Below are 14798 nucleotides of genomic sequence, written 5' to 3' on the forward strand. Positions count from 1 at the left end.
GGTCTTGTACGAATCAACCCTTACCGAACTACCGCAAAACGGGCGCAGAGACGGTTACCCCCACCGCTAGCGGGCTGACACACTGATCGACGGGACGGTCCACGTGCGACAACGCCCCCAAATGGTGGAGGTGTGCAGGTGTTGCGCAGATGAGCACTACTCTCATGGTCGATGAACGTGATCACGACCGGTCTCTGCGGGAGGTTCTCCCGGTGAGCACCGACAACTGGGACCAGGCGGCCGGTACCGACGTGGGTCGTCACCGCGCGGACGAGCCGACTGCTGTGCCCGACTCGGCGCCCGATCCGACGTGCCCGGTTCCCGAGACCGGTGCGGCGGCCCAGCGCATCGCGGAAACCGATCAACTGCGCACGCTGCTGCTCGCCACCGGTCGAAGCGACCGCACCGCGTTCTCTCAGCTCTACGACCTCACCTCGGCGCGTGTCTACGGCATGGTTCTGCGCGTCCTGCGTGATCCCGGGTTCAGCGAGGAAACGACGCAGGAGGTGTTCCTGCAGATCTGGAAGACCGCCGAGCGCTACGACCCGGCGCAGGGCTCACCGCTGGCCTGGATGATGACTCTCGCGCACCGACGTGCGGTGGATCGAGTGCGGTCCGAACAGTCCGGCACCGATCGCGAAGCGCTCTACGGATCCTCGACGCACAGCCCGGCGCACGACGAAGTGCTGGAATCGGTCACGCAGACCCTCGAATCCGAGGCCGTCGTGCGGTGCCTCGACACACTGACCGCCACGCAGCGCGAGTCCGTGCAGATGGCGTACTACAGCGGCTGGACCTACCGCGAGGTGGCCGAGCGTCTCGGAGTCGCCGTTCCGACCGTCAAGTCCCGAATACGAGATGGATTGATCAAACTCAAGACGTGTCTGGGGGTGAACCGAGATGACTGACGACCGCTACGCGGACCTGGCAGACCTGGCGTACCCCTACGCCTTCGACGCGATGGACGACGCCGAGCGCGCGGACATCGAGGCAACCCTGCGCGGCGCCGACGCAGACGTGCGTGCGAGCTTCGACGCTGTGGTCCGCGACACGCGGGAGACGCTGGCGGTCACGTCGTCCGCAACGGCCGTGACGCCGCCCCCGCAACTGCGCGACCGCATTCTCGACGCGATCGGCGATGCGAAGCAGGAGTCCGGCTCGGTCTCCTCGCTCGCCGAGCACCGTGCCCGACGCTCGTCCCGGTGGCGTGTCGTCGCCGCGGCGGCTGCTGCCGTGGTGGTGGTCGGTGTCGGCGGAACGGTCGTCTCCACCCAGCTGGGCGACAACCGATCCGACGCTCCGACATCGCAGGTGCTGGCGGCGAACGACGTCCGGACCTCGACTGCGGAGGTCACCGGCGGAGGAACGGCGACGGTCAAGTGGTCACGCACCGCGAACGCCGCGGTCGTCACGTTCGACGGCCTGGCCTCGCCCGGTCCCGATCGCGTTTTCGAGCTGTGGCTGATCGAGGGCGAGTCCGCTCCACGGTCGGTCGGCCTCGTGCCACCCGACGCGGCGAACCCGGACGCGCCGACCCTGATCACCGGTCTCGGTCAGGCAGGCACCTTCGCGGTGTCGGTCGAACCCGACGGGGGTTCGCCGGCGCCGACGACCACCCCGATCGCCGCGGTCACACTGGACGCCTGAGCGAGCGAATGATCGACTCGGCCTGCGTGTAGGCGCTCGTCAGCAACGTCTCGAGCAGGTCGAGTTTGGCCGACGGGTCCTGCTTCGTCAGCGCATCGAAGCGGTCCATGGTCATCAGTGCGAGGGTGACGGGCGCCGCGGCGCGCACTTCCACGAGAAACTGCGAGCGTTGCATCATCGGCATCTCGCCGAACGACATGCCTGGCCCGAGTGTGGACACCGCCACCGTGCGACCGGCAGGGTCGGGTGCGCCGATCACGACACGGCCCTCGAGGATCAGCGCCAAGCCGATCGCGTCGTCGCCCGGCGCTGCGATCACGTCGCCGCGCCCGTGATGTCGTAGCTCGAATGCGTTCCGCACCACGTCTCGGTGATCGACGTCGATGGCCTCGAGGACGGGGTGGGTGCCGAGCGTGACCCGTGCCGGCTGCCTCGGCCCGGTGCACCACCGATCCAGCACCAGTTCCTCGGCCCATTGGCTGGCGGCGTCGACGGTGGTGAACACCCGCTCGCCCTGCCCGCCGGAGATGGACGACGTCGTGTGGCCGAGGGAGCCGTTCGGGTCGACGAGCGCGGTGGCACACCCGTCCGATCGCAGGGACGCCATCATGTCGTCGAGCATGGTGCGGGCGACGTCGCTGACGTCGTCGACACGGCGCATGTCGAGGATCACCGCATCCAGGTCCGGGCCCGAGGTGCCGAGTGCGCGGACGACGCTTTCCGCCGCCGAGAAGAGCATGTCTCCGTGCAGCTCGAGGATGCGCGCTCCGGGCGCCTTCTCCTCCAGAGTGGTCTGCTCACTGGCGCTGCGCCGCCGCCGTGACGGTGCGTCCGCGAGGGTGTAATCGGCTCGGACCGCCGAGCGTGCCGCTCGTCCGACGTGCAGGAAGTGAAGTTCGAGCCGGCGGGAGAGCTCGCGGCACGCCAGGACTCCGCGCACGCTGTTGCCGTGCGGATCGAGCCGGGGCGAGTACACCGCGATGCCGAGCTGACCGGGCAGAACCGCGAGGATGGATCCGCCCACTCCGCTCTTGGCGGGCAGGCCGACGCGTGCCACCCAGTCACCGGCTCCGTCGTACATGCCGCAGGTCGTCATGACGCTCAGGACTCGCTCGACGAGCGCGGGCGCGGCGACGCGGGTGCGGGTGATCGGGTTGACGCCGTTGTTCGCCATCGTCGCGGCCATCACTCCGAGATCGCGGCAGGTGACGTCGATGGAGCACTGCCGGAAGTACAGGTCCACCACGTCGTCCGGATCGGTGTCGACGATGTCGAACGAGCGCAGCATGTGTCCGATTGCCCGGTTGCGATGTCCGGTGCGCGCTTCGGATCGGTACACCTGCTCGTTCATCGTCAGGTTCCTGCCGGCGTACCGCGAGTAGGTGTCGCGAATGCGGTCGAACCTGTCCTCGTGAGATCGCCCGTGCACCAACGACACCGAGGTGATCGCGCCCGCGTTGATCATCGGGTTGCGTGGCCGTTCGGTGACCGGGTCGAGACTGATCTCGTTGAACGGCTCGCCAGACGGTTCGACGTCGATCTTGGCGCCCACCGCGTCCTCGCCGTTGTCGGCGAGTGCGAGGGCGTAGGTGAACGGCTTCGACACGGACTGGATCGTGAACTCGGTCGCAGTGTCGCCGACCTCGTAGACGTATCCGTCCGCGGTCGCCACCACGATGCCGAACGAGTCGGGGTCGACGGCGGCCAGTTCGGGGATGTAATCGGCCACGCTCCCGGACGTGTCGGCTACGAATTGTGAGTGAACCTGCCGCAGCATGTCGTTCACCACGTTCATGTCTGGAACCCGATCATGGAGGTAACCCTAGTTTCGAGTGGCACGTAGACTTGGACAACCTGACCACCGAATGTTGCGGTTGGTCGAATCTGGAGGGAGCGATCTCGGTGGGTGTACTTCACCGCATTCGGACGCCTGGCGATCTGCGTGAGCTCGACCAGTCGGAGCTGTCCGAGCTGGCGGCGGAGATCAGAGCTTTTCTCGTCGAGAAGGTGTCGGCCACAGGTGGCCATCTCGGACCCAATCTCGGCGTCGTCGAGCTGACCCTCGCGATCCACCGCGTCTTCGACTCGCCCACCGACCCCGTCATCTGGGACACCGGTCACCAGGCCTACGTCCACAAGATGGTGACCGGTCGCGTCGACCTGTTCGAGTCGCTGCGCAAGGAGGGCGGCCTGTCCGGTTATCCCTCCCGCGCCGAGAGCGAGCACGACTGGGTCGAGTCGTCCCACGCGTCCGCGTCGCTTTCCTACGCCGACGGGTTGGCGAAGGCCTTCGAACTCACCGGCCAGCAGCGGCATGTCGTCGCGGTGGTCGGTGACGGCGCACTGACCGGCGGTATGTGTTGGGAGGCTCTGAACAACATCGCCGCCGGGAAGGACCGGTCGCTGGTCATCGTCGTCAACGACAACGGCCGGTCGTACTCACCCACCATCGGCGGATTGGCGGACCACCTCGCGGCACTGCGCTTGCAGCCGGGCTACGAGCGCGTTCTCGACACCGGCCGCCGTTTCGTCAAGCGCATGCCGGTCGTCGGGAAACCCGCCTACCTGATGCTGCACGGCATGAAGGCAGGCCTCAAGGACGCCGTCAGCCCGCAGGTCATGTTCACCGACCTCGGGATCAAGTACCTCGGACCCGTCGACGGTCACGACGAGCGAGCCCTCGAATCCGCGCTGCGGCGGGCCAAGAGCTACGGCGGCCCCGTGATCGTCCACGCGGTCACGCGCAAGGGCATGGGGTACTCGTACGCCGAGAACGACGTGGCCGACCAGATGCACTCCACCGGCATCATCGACCCCCTCACGGGACTGGCGAAGTCCAAGTCCAAGCCCGACTGGACCTCGGTGTTCTCCGCCGAGTTGATCGAGCGCGCGAAGACCCGCGACGACGTCGTGGCCATCACCGCAGCGATGGCCGGACCCACCGGTCTGGCAGCGTTCGGCGAGGCGTACCCGGGCCGGATGTTCGACGTGGGCATCGCCGAGCAGCACGCCATGACCTCGGCGGCCGGCATGGCGCTGGGCGGTCTGCATCCCGTGGTCGCCGTCTACTCGACGTTTCTCAATCGAGCGTTCGACCAGTTGCTGATGGACGTGGCACTGCTGAAGCTTCCGGTCACGGTCGTGCTCGACCGCGCCGGTGTCACCGGCTCGGACGGCGCGAGCCACAACGGTATGTGGGACATGTCGCTGCTCGGCATCGTTCCGGGGATGCGCGTCGCCGCGCCGCGTGACGGCGCCACCCTGCGCGAGGAACTCGGCGAGGCGCTGGCGGTGTCGGACGGCCCCACGGCAATCCGGTTCCCCAAAGGCGCTGTGAGCGAAGACATCACGGCCGTCCACCGCCTGGACGGGGTTCTCGACGTGCTGCTCGAGGCTCCGGAGTCGTCGCGAGACGTGCTCATCGTCTCGATCGGATCGTTCGCCGCGATGGCCCTCTCGACCGCGGAAGCGCTTCGTGCACGGGGTGTCTCGGCGACGGTGGTGGATCCCCGGTGGGTGCTGCCGGTCCCGGAGTCCTTGATCAAGCTCGCCGAGGAGTATCGACTGGTCGTCACGCTCGAGGACAGCGGACTGCACGGCGGCATCGGATCCTCGGTGTCCGCCACGATGCGCGGCGCGGGGCTCGATGTTCCCTGCCGCGATCTCGGTGTGCCCCAGCGCTTCCTCGATCACGCCAGTCGCGAGAGCATCCATTCCGAGCTCGAACTCACCCCGGCCGACATCGCACGCCGCATCCTCGGATGGGTCGGCGAGAACTAGACGCAGATCGACGACAGCGGGCCCCTTCCTCGGAAGGGGCCCGCTGTCGTATCACTGCTTGCTAATGGAACTTCTTGCCGGTCACCGCTTCGGACGTTCCGGTGCGGTCCAGGTACGGGGTGATGCCGCCGTTCCAGAAGCCGAATCCTCCGCCGAGGATCAGGCACAGGTCGATGTCTTCCGGCGCTGCGACCACACCTTCGCTCAGCATGATCTCGATCTCCTCCGCGAACGCGCGCCGGGTGCGATCGAGCACCTGCTCCGCGGTCGACGGCCGGTCGCCCTGTGGCCACATGTCCGCGACCTCGGAGTCGACGGTCTTGGTGCCGTCGGCGCCGTAGGTCCAGATGGCCGACTTCTTGGCCGCCACGATGGCCTGCAGCCCGGGGGAGTCGTGGAACCGCTCCGGGTAGTACTCGGCCATCGTCTCACCGGTGTGCAGCGCGACGGCCGGGCCGACGAGGGAAAGCAGCGTGAGCGGGCTCATCGGCATACCGAGTTCGGTGATCGCGTTGTCCGCGACGTCGAAGGGGGTGCCTTCGTCGATCGCGTTCATGACCTCGCCGAGCGCCCGCGTCAGCAACCGATTGAAGACGAAGCCCGGCTTGTCGGCGATCAGCACGGCAGACTTCTTCAGCGCCTTCGCGGTGGCGAATGCCGTTGCGAGAGTGGCGTCGTCGGTCTTGTCGCCCCTGATGATCTCGAGGAGCGGAAGCACGGCGACGGGGTTGAAGAAGTGGAACCCGACGACACGCTCGGGATGGGCGAGGTCCGCCGACATCTTGCCGATCGACAACGACGAGGTGTTGGTCGCCAGGATGGTCTCCGGCGAGACGTACTGCTCGAGCTCGGCGAACACCTTCTTCTTGACGTCCAGATTCTCGAAGACGGCCTCGATGACCCAGTCGGTCTTCGCGAACGCGGCCTTGTCCAGCGATCCGCTGACGAGTGCCTTGAGGCGGTTGGCCGCATCGGGGGACAGGCGCTTCTTGCCCTGGAGTTTGTCGATCTCGGCGTGAACGTACCCCACTCCCTTGTCGATGCGCTCCTGGTCGATGTCGGTGAGAATGACCGGCACCTTCAGCTGACGCACGAACAGCAGAGCGAGCTGGCTTGCCATGAGCCCCGCGCCCACGATGCCCACCCCGGACACCGTGCGCGCCAACGACTTGTCCGGCGCTCCGGCCGGCCGCTTGGCCCGTTTCTGCACCAGGTCGAACGAGTACAGACCCGCGCGCAGCTCATCGGACATCAGCAACGTCGCGAGAGCCTCGTCCTCGGCGGCGAAGGCTGCATCCAGTGACGCCGAGTCGGTGATGTCGACGGTCTTGGCGGACTTCAACAGCTCGACGGCGGCGACGGGACCGGGCGCGAACCCGCCGGTCTTGCCGGCCACGATGGCCGATGCGCGGGCGATCGCGTCGTCCCACGCTTGACCGCGATCGATCTCCGGGCGGGCGGGGGTGACGTCGCCGCGGACGACGGTGGCCAGCCACGCCAGTGATTGCTCGAGGTAGTCGGCGCCGTCGAACACCTCGTCGACGATGCCCAGATCCTTCGCCTGCGCCGGGCTGAGCATCTTGTTCTGGTTCAGCGAGTTCTCGATCACGACCGTGACGGCGGCCGACGCCCCGACGATGTTCGGAAGCAATTGCGTTCCGCCCCAGCCGGGTACGAGACCGAGGAACGCCTCGGGCAGACCGAGTGCGGCCGCGTTCGACGCAACGGTGCGGTAGTGGCAGTGCAGCGCGATCTCGAGGCCGCCGCCGAGTGCCGCCCCGTTCACGAACGCGAACGTCGGGATCGTCGATTCGCGGAGCCGACGGAACACTCGGTGACCGAGCGAACCGATCTGCAGCGCATCGTCTTTCGACGTGATGTTGGGAACACCGTTCAGATCGGCACCGACCGCGAACACGAACGGCTTGCCCGTCACGGCGATCGCCACCGGATTCGCGGCGAAGGCCTCGTCCAGTGCGGCGTCCAGCGCTGTGAGTCCGCCCGGCCCGAATGTGGACGGCTTGGTGTGGTCCAAGCCGTTGTCCAGGGTCACCAGGGCGACGGAGCCGTCGAGGCCCGGAACGGAGAAGATCTTGGTGTACGCGTTCGTCACGACTTCGTCGGCGAAGGCGGTGGAGATGTCGGCCATGGTTCAGTCCTTCTTGCCGTCGGCAGTATTGGATTCGAACGCGGGGTTTTCCCACACGACCGTGCCGCCCATACCGAGGCCGATGCACATCGTGGTCAAGCCGTATCGAACGTCCGGACGCTGCGCGAACTGACGGCTCAGCTGGGTCATCAGGCGCACGCCCGACGACGCGAGCGGGTGGCCGCAGGCGATGGCGCCGCCCCACGGGTTGACGCGGGGATCGTCGTCGTCGATTCCGAAGTGATCGAGGAACGCCAGCACCTGCACGGCGAAGGCCTCGTTGATCTCGAACAGTCCGATGTCGTCGATGCTCAATCCGGTTCGACCGAACAGCTTTTCGGTGGCCGGGACGGGACCGATGCCCATGACGGCGGGATCGACTCCGGCGAAGGAGAAGCCGACCATCCGCATGCCGACGGGCAGACCGAGTTCGGCGGCGGTGTCCTCACCGGCGAGAAGGGCGGCGGTGGCTCCGTCGTTGAGTCCGGCGGCGTTGCCGGCGGTCACGCGGCCGGCCGGACGGAACGGGGTCTTGAGCTTCGCGAGATCCTCGACCGTCGTACCCGGACGAGGCGGCTCGTCCTCGGTGGCCAGGCCCCACCCGGCGGCGGACTTGGTGGCGACGGGTACGAGGGTGTCGGCGATGAAGCCGGCCTTCTTGGCGGCGTCGTACTTGTCCTGGCTGCGCACGGCGTAGGCGTCGGTGCGGTCCTTGGTGATCGACGGGAACCGGTCGTGCAGGTTCTCCGCCGTGTTGCCCATGACGAGCGCGCTGGGGTCGACGAGGCGGTCGGCGAGGAAGCGCGGGTTGGGGTCGACGCCCTCGCCCATCGGGTGGCGGCCCATGTGCTCGACCCCGCCGGCGATGGCGACGTCGTACTGACCGAAACCGATGCCCGACGCGGTGGTGGTCACCGAGGTCATGGCGCCGGCACACATGCGATCGATCGCGAAACCGGGGACGCTGCGCGGCAATCCGGCCAGCATGGCGGCAGTGCGGCCGATCGTGAGGCCTTGATCACCGGTCTGTGTCGTCGCGGCCACTGCAACCTCGTCGACGCGCTCCGGCGGGAGCTGCGGATTACGACGCAGCAGTTCGCGGATTGCCTTCACGACGAGGTTGTCGGCGCGAGTCTCGGCGTAGATGCCCTTGGGTCCGGCTTTGCCGAACGGTGTTCTGATGCCGTCGACGAACACGACGCTTCTCGGGGACATGCTTCCTCCGGGGTGGACTGTTACGTGCCGGACGGGGGTCCGGACACGCACACTCTAAACCCTGATTACTCGCCGGTAACTTCGGTGGTCTCGGCGGGTGTCTGCTCCGCCTCGATCAGCGCCGCGGTCAACACCGGCACGGTGAGGGTGCGCTGCCAGGACCGCGCACCACCGTCGGCCAGAAACCGATCGACCGCGGCCTCGACCTCGTCGGCCGGAAGCGGAGTCCAGTCCCAGCACAGCCGACGCACCAGATCGGGCGTCACGAGGTTCTCGATGGGAACCGACACGTCGACACCGAGCTCGGTCAACCCCGCACGTGCCGCCGTGAGGCGCGCAGCAGCCTCGGGGTTGCGCCGGGACCACCGGCTGACCGGCGGCGGACCGGTGAAGGGCTGCGACACGGGAGGCAGATCTGCGTCCCCGAGTGCGCGGGCGCGCTCGAGTGCGCTGAGCCAGACGGCCGATGACCGCCGTTGGCGCGGCCCGCCGAACACCGGCAGGGTACGCAGATCGTTCATCGTCTTCGGGTCCTTCTGGGCCGCGGCGACGATGGCGGAGTCGGGCAGTATCCGGCTCGGCGCGATGTCGCGACGTTGCGCAATTTCGTCGCGCGTCGTCCACAACTCGCGCACCGCGCCCAGCGAGCGCGCCGACTTGATGGCGTGAATGCCGGAGGTGCGTCGCCAACGATTGGGCTTCGGCGGAGGTGGACCCGCGAGCCGAATGTGCTCGAATTCCTCTGCGGCCCAAGCGGTCTTGCCTTGAGCTTCGAGTTCCGCCGCCATCGCGTCGCGGAGTTCGACCAGCACCTCCACGTCGAGTGCCGCGTAGTTGAGCCAGGTCTCCGGCAGCGGGCGGGTGGACCAGTCGGCCGCTCCGTGGCCCTTCTGCAAGGCCAGTCCGAGAGTGCGTTCGACGATGGCGGCGAGCCCCACCCGTTCGAAGCCCGCCAGGCGCCCGGCCAGTTCGGTGTCGTAGAGGACGGCGGGTGCCATGCCGAGCTCGGCCAGTCCGGGCAGGTCCTGATCGGCGGAGTGCAGGACCCATTCGAGCGGATTGACGACCTCCGCGAGCGGCGCGAGCGCCGCAATGCCCGCGGACTCGACGATCGGAATCGGGTCCAGAAGAACCGTGCCGGCACCCTTGCGGCGGAACTGAACCAGGTATGCGCGGGCGGAGTACCGGAACCCGGATGCGCGCTCGGCGTCGACGGCGAGCGGGCCGGTACCGCCCGCCAGCAGCTCGGCAGCGCGAACGACCGACGCCGGAGTGTCGGTGAGAGGAGGAACCCCGTCCGCCGGCACGAGAAGAGGCACTGCCGTGCTTTCCGGTACCTCGGGGCTCTCCGGGGTCTCGGGGGTGTCCGGGATCTCGGGGTTCTCGGCGGCTACCGGTTGGTCGGGCATGAGAGTCGACTTTATGCGGTCAGTCGACCGTGTCGGCGCGTGACTCCAAGCGGGTGATTCCGGCAGGCGGCAATCCGGCCGCGTACGCCAGGACCTCGCCGAACGCCTCGACGTGGACGGCCAGCTCACCGGTCAGCGCCGTCCAGGACGCCCGCAACTCGAGTTGGTGCGCCCGCGCGGGACCGGCGATGTCGCCGAAGCGGACCGAGCTGGTCGAGGTGATCGTTCCGCCGAGTGCGGTCAGCGGCTCGTCACGGGTCTGAAACGCCTCGACCAGCCAGCTCCACGCGACCTCGGGAAGGAGAGGATCGGAGGCGAGAGAGGCGTCGACGTCGGCCTGGATGTACGCCACGAGGCGCATGGTGCCGTTCCACGCTTCGTCGCCGTCCGGGTCGTACAGCAGGATCAGCCGGCCGAACGCGTCGCCGTCGGACTGCTCGGCCACGATGTCGGACTCGGGGTGGCGCACCTCGGCGCCGATCGCATAACTGAACGGCGCCAGACGCTGAGGCGGACGGATGGGGCCGACCTCGATGTCCGGATGCACCGTGGCCTTGTGCATCGCATCGATCGCGGCGCGAAAAACCGCGGGCTCGGCGGCGGATACGGGCGTGGTCACAACTGCGGACGGTATCGCCGCCCGAGGCCGACGCGTCGGAGGCGCGCCGCACCACCCGTGGCAGCATGGACGGCGATGAGCACCGACTTGACTCCGCGACGCCTTCTTCCCGATGCACCGTTCCTCGCGGCGGCGACCGGGCGGATTCCCAGCCGTCGCCCCGTGTGGTTCCAACGCCAGGCCGGTCGGTCGCTCCCCGAGTACCGCAAGGTGCGTGCAGGCATCGCCATGCTCGACTCCTGCTTCGACGCCGAATTGGTCTGCGAGATCACCGCGCAGCCCGTCCGCCGTCACGGTGTGGACGCAGCCATTCTGTTCTCGGACATCGTGGTTCCGCTCAAGGCCGCGGGGGTGGACCTCGACATCGTTCCGGGTACCGGCCCGGTGATCGCGAACCCGATTCGCACCGCCGCGGACGTGGCCGCTCTTCCCCGACTTCTTCCCGAGCAGGTGGGTGCGGTCGCGCGCGGGATCGGACTTCTGCTCGACGAACTCGGCGACGTGCCCCTGATCGGTTTCGCCGGTGCGCCCTTTACCCTGGCGTCCTACCTCGTGGAAGGCGGCCCGAGCCGTAATCACGAGCGCACCAAGGCGATGATGCACTCCGATCCGGCGACCTGGCACGCGCTGCTCGGCTCCCTTGCGGACCTGACGATCACGTTCCTGCAGGCGCAATTGCGCGCCGGGGTCGACGCGGTGCAGCTGTTCGATTCCTGGGCGGGCTTTCTCTCGCTGGCGGAGTACCGCGAGTTCGTGCTTCCGCACTCCACGCGGGTGTTCGCCGAGATCGCCGGAGCCGGCGTTCCCCGTGCGCACTTCGGAGTGGGCACGGGCGAGCTCCTCGGCGCGATGGGTGAAGCCGGTGCGGACGTGGTCGGTGTTGACTGGCGCATCCCGTTGGACGTGGCCGCCGAGCGCGTCGGGCCGGGGAAGGCGCTGCAGGGCAATCTCGACCCGTCCGTTCTGTTCGCGGGATCGGCCGCCGTCGAGAAGGAAGTCCGACGCATCGCCACCGAAGCCGACGCAGCGGTGGCGGGCAACGCCATCGGGCACATCTTCAACCTCGGGCACGGCGTTCTTCCCGAGACCGACCCCACCGTTCTGACTGCGGTCGTGGAGCTGGTGCACGCGCTGCCACCTACCGGCATCGCGCAGTGAACCGACCGGCCTCCGGCCTTTCCGCAGTGAAAGTAGCGGTCGTCGGCGCCGGAATCACCGGTCTCGTTGCGGCCTACCGACTTCGGCTCGCACTCGGGCCGGATGCGGACATCGTCGTCGCGGACGGCGGCACCCGCGTCGGCGGAAAACTGCACTCTGCCGAGATGCGGTCGGGAACGGTCGACGTCGGCGCCGAAGCGTTCGTCTCGCGTCGGCCGGAAGTGCCGGCGCTTCTCGACGAACTCGGACTCGCCGGTCAACTGGTCAGGCCGTCGGCAGCGCGCCCAGTGATCCGGTCCGGCGGCGCCCTCCACCCTCTGCCCGCCGGCACTCTCATGGGGATCCCGACGTCGGCCGAATCCGTCCGAGGTCTCGTCGACGACGCCACGTGCGAGCGCATCGCGGGGGAACCCTCACGCCCGTTCCGCTGGACCGTCGGCGACGACCTGTCCGTGGGCGAACTGGTCTCGGAGCGATTCGGCCCGCAGGTGGTGGCGCGGAGCGTCGATCCCCTTCTCGGAGGGGTGTACTCGGGTCTCGCATCCTCGATCGGCGTGCGAGCCGCGGTACCGACTCTGGCTGCCGCCCTCGACGCAGGAGCACCATCGCTGACCGAGGCGGTCCGAATCGCCGTCCCGACGCCGACGCCGGGCCCGGTGTTCGGGGGCATTCGCGACGGGTACGGGGTGCTGCTCCGAGCGCTCGCCCACGCCGCTCGCGCATCGGTCCTCCTCGGAACGACGGTGGGCGGGATCGCACGGACGTCGACGGGGTGGACGGTGGACCCGATCGGGCCGGTCGACGGCGTCGTCGTGGCCGCACCTGCGCCCGACGCGGCTCGCATGATCGGGTCGGTCGTCCCGGCGGCCGCAGCCGAGCTCGCGGAGATCAGGCTCGCGTCGTCCGTGCTCGTCGCCCTGGCGTTCGATGCGGTCGAGCTGCCGACCAACTCGGGGGTCCTCGTCGCGACGGGTGAGTTCGGTGACGGGGGAGAGCCGTTGCGCGCCAAGGCATTCACGCTCTCGTCCCGGAAGTGGCCACACTTGGCCGATCGTGGTGTGTCATTGGTGCGGTGCTCGTTCGGCCGGTTCGGCGACGACGCCATCGTCGACGCGTCCGACGCCGACATCGTGGCGGCCGCCCGTGAGGATCTGCGGACCGTGCTGGGCGTCGACGACGCGCCGACGGACACCGTGGTGCAGCGGTGGCACGGGGGATTGCCGCAGTACGCACCCGGCCACGTCGAGCGCGTGGGCACCGTCATGCGAGCCGTCGACGACGTGCCGGGCCTGGAGTTGGCCGGGGCGTATCTGCACGGTGTCGGTGTTCCCGCGTGCATCGCGTCGGGAACGCGAGCAGCGCAGCGACTGGCTGCGACCCTCGTGGAAGAATAGGGGCATGGCACGCCTCGATTACTCCGCACTGAACTCCACCCTCCGGTACCTGATGTTCTCGGTATTCAAGGTCACTCCCGGCGTCCTCGGTGACGATCGCGAGGCAGCCATCAAGGAGGCCCGCGCGTTCTTCGAGGGCCTCGAGGACACCGGAGTCGTGGTGCGCGGGCTCTACGACGTGGCCGGACTTCGGGCCGACGCGGACTTCATGATCTGGACGCACGCGGAGCGCATCGAGGATCTGCAGGCCGCGTACAACGACTTCCGGCGAACCACCACGTTGGGCAAGGCCAGCACGTCCGTGTGGAGCAACGCCGCGCTGCATCGTCCGGCGGAGTTCAACAAGTCGCACGTCCCGGCGTTCATCGCCGGTGAGGATCCGGGCGATTACATCTGCGTGTACCCGTTCGTTCGGTCCATCGACTGGTACTTGCTGCCCGACGACGAGCGGCGCACCATGCTCGCCGATCACGGCAAGGCCGCCCGCGGCTACAAGGACGTGCGCGCCAACACCGTGCCGGCGTTCGCGCTCGGAGACTACGAGTGGATTCTGGCGTTCGAAGCACCCGAGCTCGATCGGATCGTCGACCTGATGCGCGATCTGCGAGCCACGGAAGCGCGGCGCCATGTGCGCGAGGAGATTCCGTTCTTCACCGGCCCGCGCGTCGAGGTCGAGAAGCTCGTGAGCGCGCTGCCGTGACTTCACCCGAGGCCGTTCTCTTCGATTACTCGGGCAGGCCGGAGGCCGTTCTCTTCGATTACTCGGGCACGCTGTTTCGCCTCGAGGAGGACGACAGTTGGTTCGCCGATCTGCGGGTCGGCGAGGACGAACGCGTCGACGGCGCCCTGCAGGCGGAACTGATGCGCCGGATGACCACGCCCGTCGGCGCGGTCGTGGAACTCGACGACGACGGCAAGCACGCGTGGGAGAACCGGGATCTCGATCCCGCCATGCACCGCGCCGCGTACCTGGCGGTGCTGGAGGCATCGGGTGTGCGGCGGCGTGAGCACGCGGAGTCGCTCTATGACCGTGTGACCGACCCGACGTCGTGGACGCCCTACCCGGACACAGGGGCGGTACTGAAGGGGCTGTCCGACAAGGGCATTCCGGTCGTGATCGTGAGCAACATCGCGTTCGACATGCGCCCGGCCTTCGAGAAGCTCGGCTTCGATCAGTACGTGAGCGATTACGTCCTGTCATACGAGGTCGGCGCCATCAAGCCGAGCCCTGAGATCTTCGAGATCGCGCTGACCCGTGCCGGAGTAGCGGGAGAGCGCGCACTGATGGTCGGCGACAGCGACGAGGCGGACGGCGGTGCCCGTGCGCTCGGCGCGGCGTTCGCGCTGGTCGAGCCGCTGCCCACCAAGGATCGCCCCGACGCGTTGCTCACGGCGGTGCGCTCGCACGGAATCGAGCTGTGACCGCA

At 68.2% G+C, this 14798-nt stretch carries 12 protein-coding genes; 7 read left to right on the plus strand and 5 right to left on the minus strand.

Features of this window, described 5'->3' with window-relative positions; all coding sequences use genetic code 11:
• Positions 1-149: 149 nt before the first annotated feature.
• On the plus strand, positions 150-908 hold the full coding sequence (locus AC59JP_RS04945; RefSeq protein WP_497324498.1) for a sigma-70 family RNA polymerase sigma factor: 759 nt from the start codon (positions 150-152) through the stop codon (positions 906-908).
• Complete coding sequence (locus AC59JP_RS04950; RefSeq protein ID WP_497324499.1) at positions 901-1647, plus strand: anti-sigma factor; 747 nt, start codon at positions 901-903, stop codon at positions 1645-1647. The genes AC59JP_RS04945 and AC59JP_RS04950 overlap by 8 nt, the downstream gene beginning before the upstream one ends.
• Here the strand turns inward: AC59JP_RS04950 and glsA are convergent.
• On the minus strand, positions 1631-3442 hold the full coding sequence (glsA, locus tag AC59JP_RS04955) for a glutaminase A (RefSeq protein WP_497324500.1): 1812 nt from the start codon (positions 3440-3442) through the stop codon (positions 1631-1633). The genes AC59JP_RS04950 and glsA overlap by 17 nt on opposite strands.
• A 107-nt stretch (positions 3443-3549) precedes the next feature.
• Between glsA and dxs the strand changes: the two genes are divergently transcribed.
• Positions 3550-5427, plus strand: coding sequence for a 1-deoxy-D-xylulose-5-phosphate synthase (gene dxs / locus AC59JP_RS04960; protein ID WP_497324501.1), 1878 nt, complete (start codon positions 3550-3552; stop codon positions 5425-5427).
• A gap of 61 nt (positions 5428-5488) precedes the next feature.
• On the opposite strand, the gene AC59JP_RS04965 is transcribed toward dxs, so the two are convergent.
• The 4 genes from AC59JP_RS04965 to AC59JP_RS04980 form a co-directional block, all read right to left on the minus strand.
• The gene (locus AC59JP_RS04965) at positions 5489-7576 is read right to left on the minus strand and encodes a 3-hydroxyacyl-CoA dehydrogenase NAD-binding domain-containing protein (protein ID WP_497324502.1); all 2088 of its coding nucleotides are present in this window, start codon (positions 7574-7576) and stop codon (positions 5489-5491) included.
• A gap of 3 nt (positions 7577-7579) precedes the next feature.
• A complete protein-coding gene (locus tag AC59JP_RS04970; RefSeq protein ID WP_497324503.1) occupies positions 7580-8791 on the minus strand; it encodes a thiolase family protein in 1212 nt (403 codons plus the stop codon).
• Positions 8792-8856: 65 nt separating this feature from the next.
• Complete coding sequence (locus tag AC59JP_RS04975; RefSeq protein WP_497324504.1) at positions 8857-10200, minus strand: HRDC domain-containing protein; 1344 nt, start codon at positions 10198-10200, stop codon at positions 8857-8859.
• A gap of 19 nt (positions 10201-10219) precedes the next feature.
• Positions 10220-10819 carry a DUF3000 domain-containing protein gene (locus AC59JP_RS04980; protein ID WP_497324505.1) on the minus strand — a complete coding sequence of 200 codons (600 nt, stop codon included), beginning with the start codon at positions 10817-10819 and terminating at the stop codon, positions 10220-10222.
• Positions 10820-10894: 75 nt separating this feature from the next.
• Here AC59JP_RS04980 and hemE point away from each other — a divergent pair, with 75 nt between their 5' ends.
• Genes hemE through AC59JP_RS05000 form a run of 4 tightly spaced genes read left to right on the plus strand, consistent with a single transcriptional unit; the run spans position 10895 to position 14793 of the window.
• Positions 10895-11977 carry a uroporphyrinogen decarboxylase gene (gene hemE, locus AC59JP_RS04985; protein ID WP_497324507.1) on the plus strand — a complete coding sequence of 361 codons (1083 nt, stop codon included), beginning with the start codon at positions 10895-10897 and terminating at the stop codon, positions 11975-11977.
• Between the two features lie 26 nt (positions 11978-12003).
• Positions 12004-13371: a protoporphyrinogen oxidase gene (locus AC59JP_RS04990; RefSeq protein WP_497324508.1), complete on the plus strand. Its 1368-nt coding sequence runs from the start codon at positions 12004-12006 to the stop codon at positions 13369-13371.
• Between the two features lie 4 nt (positions 13372-13375).
• Positions 13376-14071 (plus strand): hydrogen peroxide-dependent heme synthase, encoded by a 696-nt coding sequence (gene hemQ / locus AC59JP_RS04995; protein ID WP_497324509.1) that lies wholly within the window; start codon positions 13376-13378, stop codon positions 14069-14071.
• The gene (locus AC59JP_RS05000) at positions 14068-14793 is read left to right on the plus strand and encodes an HAD family hydrolase (protein WP_497324510.1); all 726 of its coding nucleotides are present in this window, start codon (positions 14068-14070) and stop codon (positions 14791-14793) included. Before hemQ ends, AC59JP_RS05000 begins: the two co-directional genes overlap by 4 nt.
• The last annotated feature ends 5 nt before the right edge of the window (positions 14794-14798 follow it).

This window comes from Rhodococcus sp. 320_ES (genome assembly GCF_059691855.1).

Bases quoted from the DNA above. Each gene is read 5' to 3' on its own strand.
- AC59JP_RS04945 (WP_497324498.1), top strand. From the start codon at position 150: ATGAGCACTACTCTCATGGTCGATGAACGTGATCACGACCGGTCTCTG.
- AC59JP_RS04950 (WP_497324499.1), top strand. From the start codon at position 901: ATGACTGACGACCGCTACGCGGACCTGGCAGACCTGGCGTACCCCTAC.
- glsA (WP_497324500.1), bottom strand. From the start codon at position 3,442: ATGAACGTGGTGAACGACATGCTGCGGCAGGTTCACTCACAATTCGTA.
- AC59JP_RS04965 (WP_497324502.1), bottom strand. From the start codon at position 7,576: ATGGCCGACATCTCCACCGCCTTCGCCGACGAAGTCGTGACGAACGCG.
- AC59JP_RS04970 (WP_497324503.1), bottom strand. From the start codon at position 8,791: ATGTCCCCGAGAAGCGTCGTGTTCGTCGACGGCATCAGAACACCGTTC.
- AC59JP_RS04975 (WP_497324504.1), bottom strand. From the start codon at position 10,200: ATGCCCGACCAACCGGTAGCCGCCGAGAACCCCGAGATCCCGGACACC.
- hemE (WP_497324507.1), top strand. From the start codon at position 10,895: ATGAGCACCGACTTGACTCCGCGACGCCTTCTTCCCGATGCACCGTTC.
- hemQ (WP_497324509.1), top strand. From the start codon at position 13,376: ATGGCACGCCTCGATTACTCCGCACTGAACTCCACCCTCCGGTACCTG.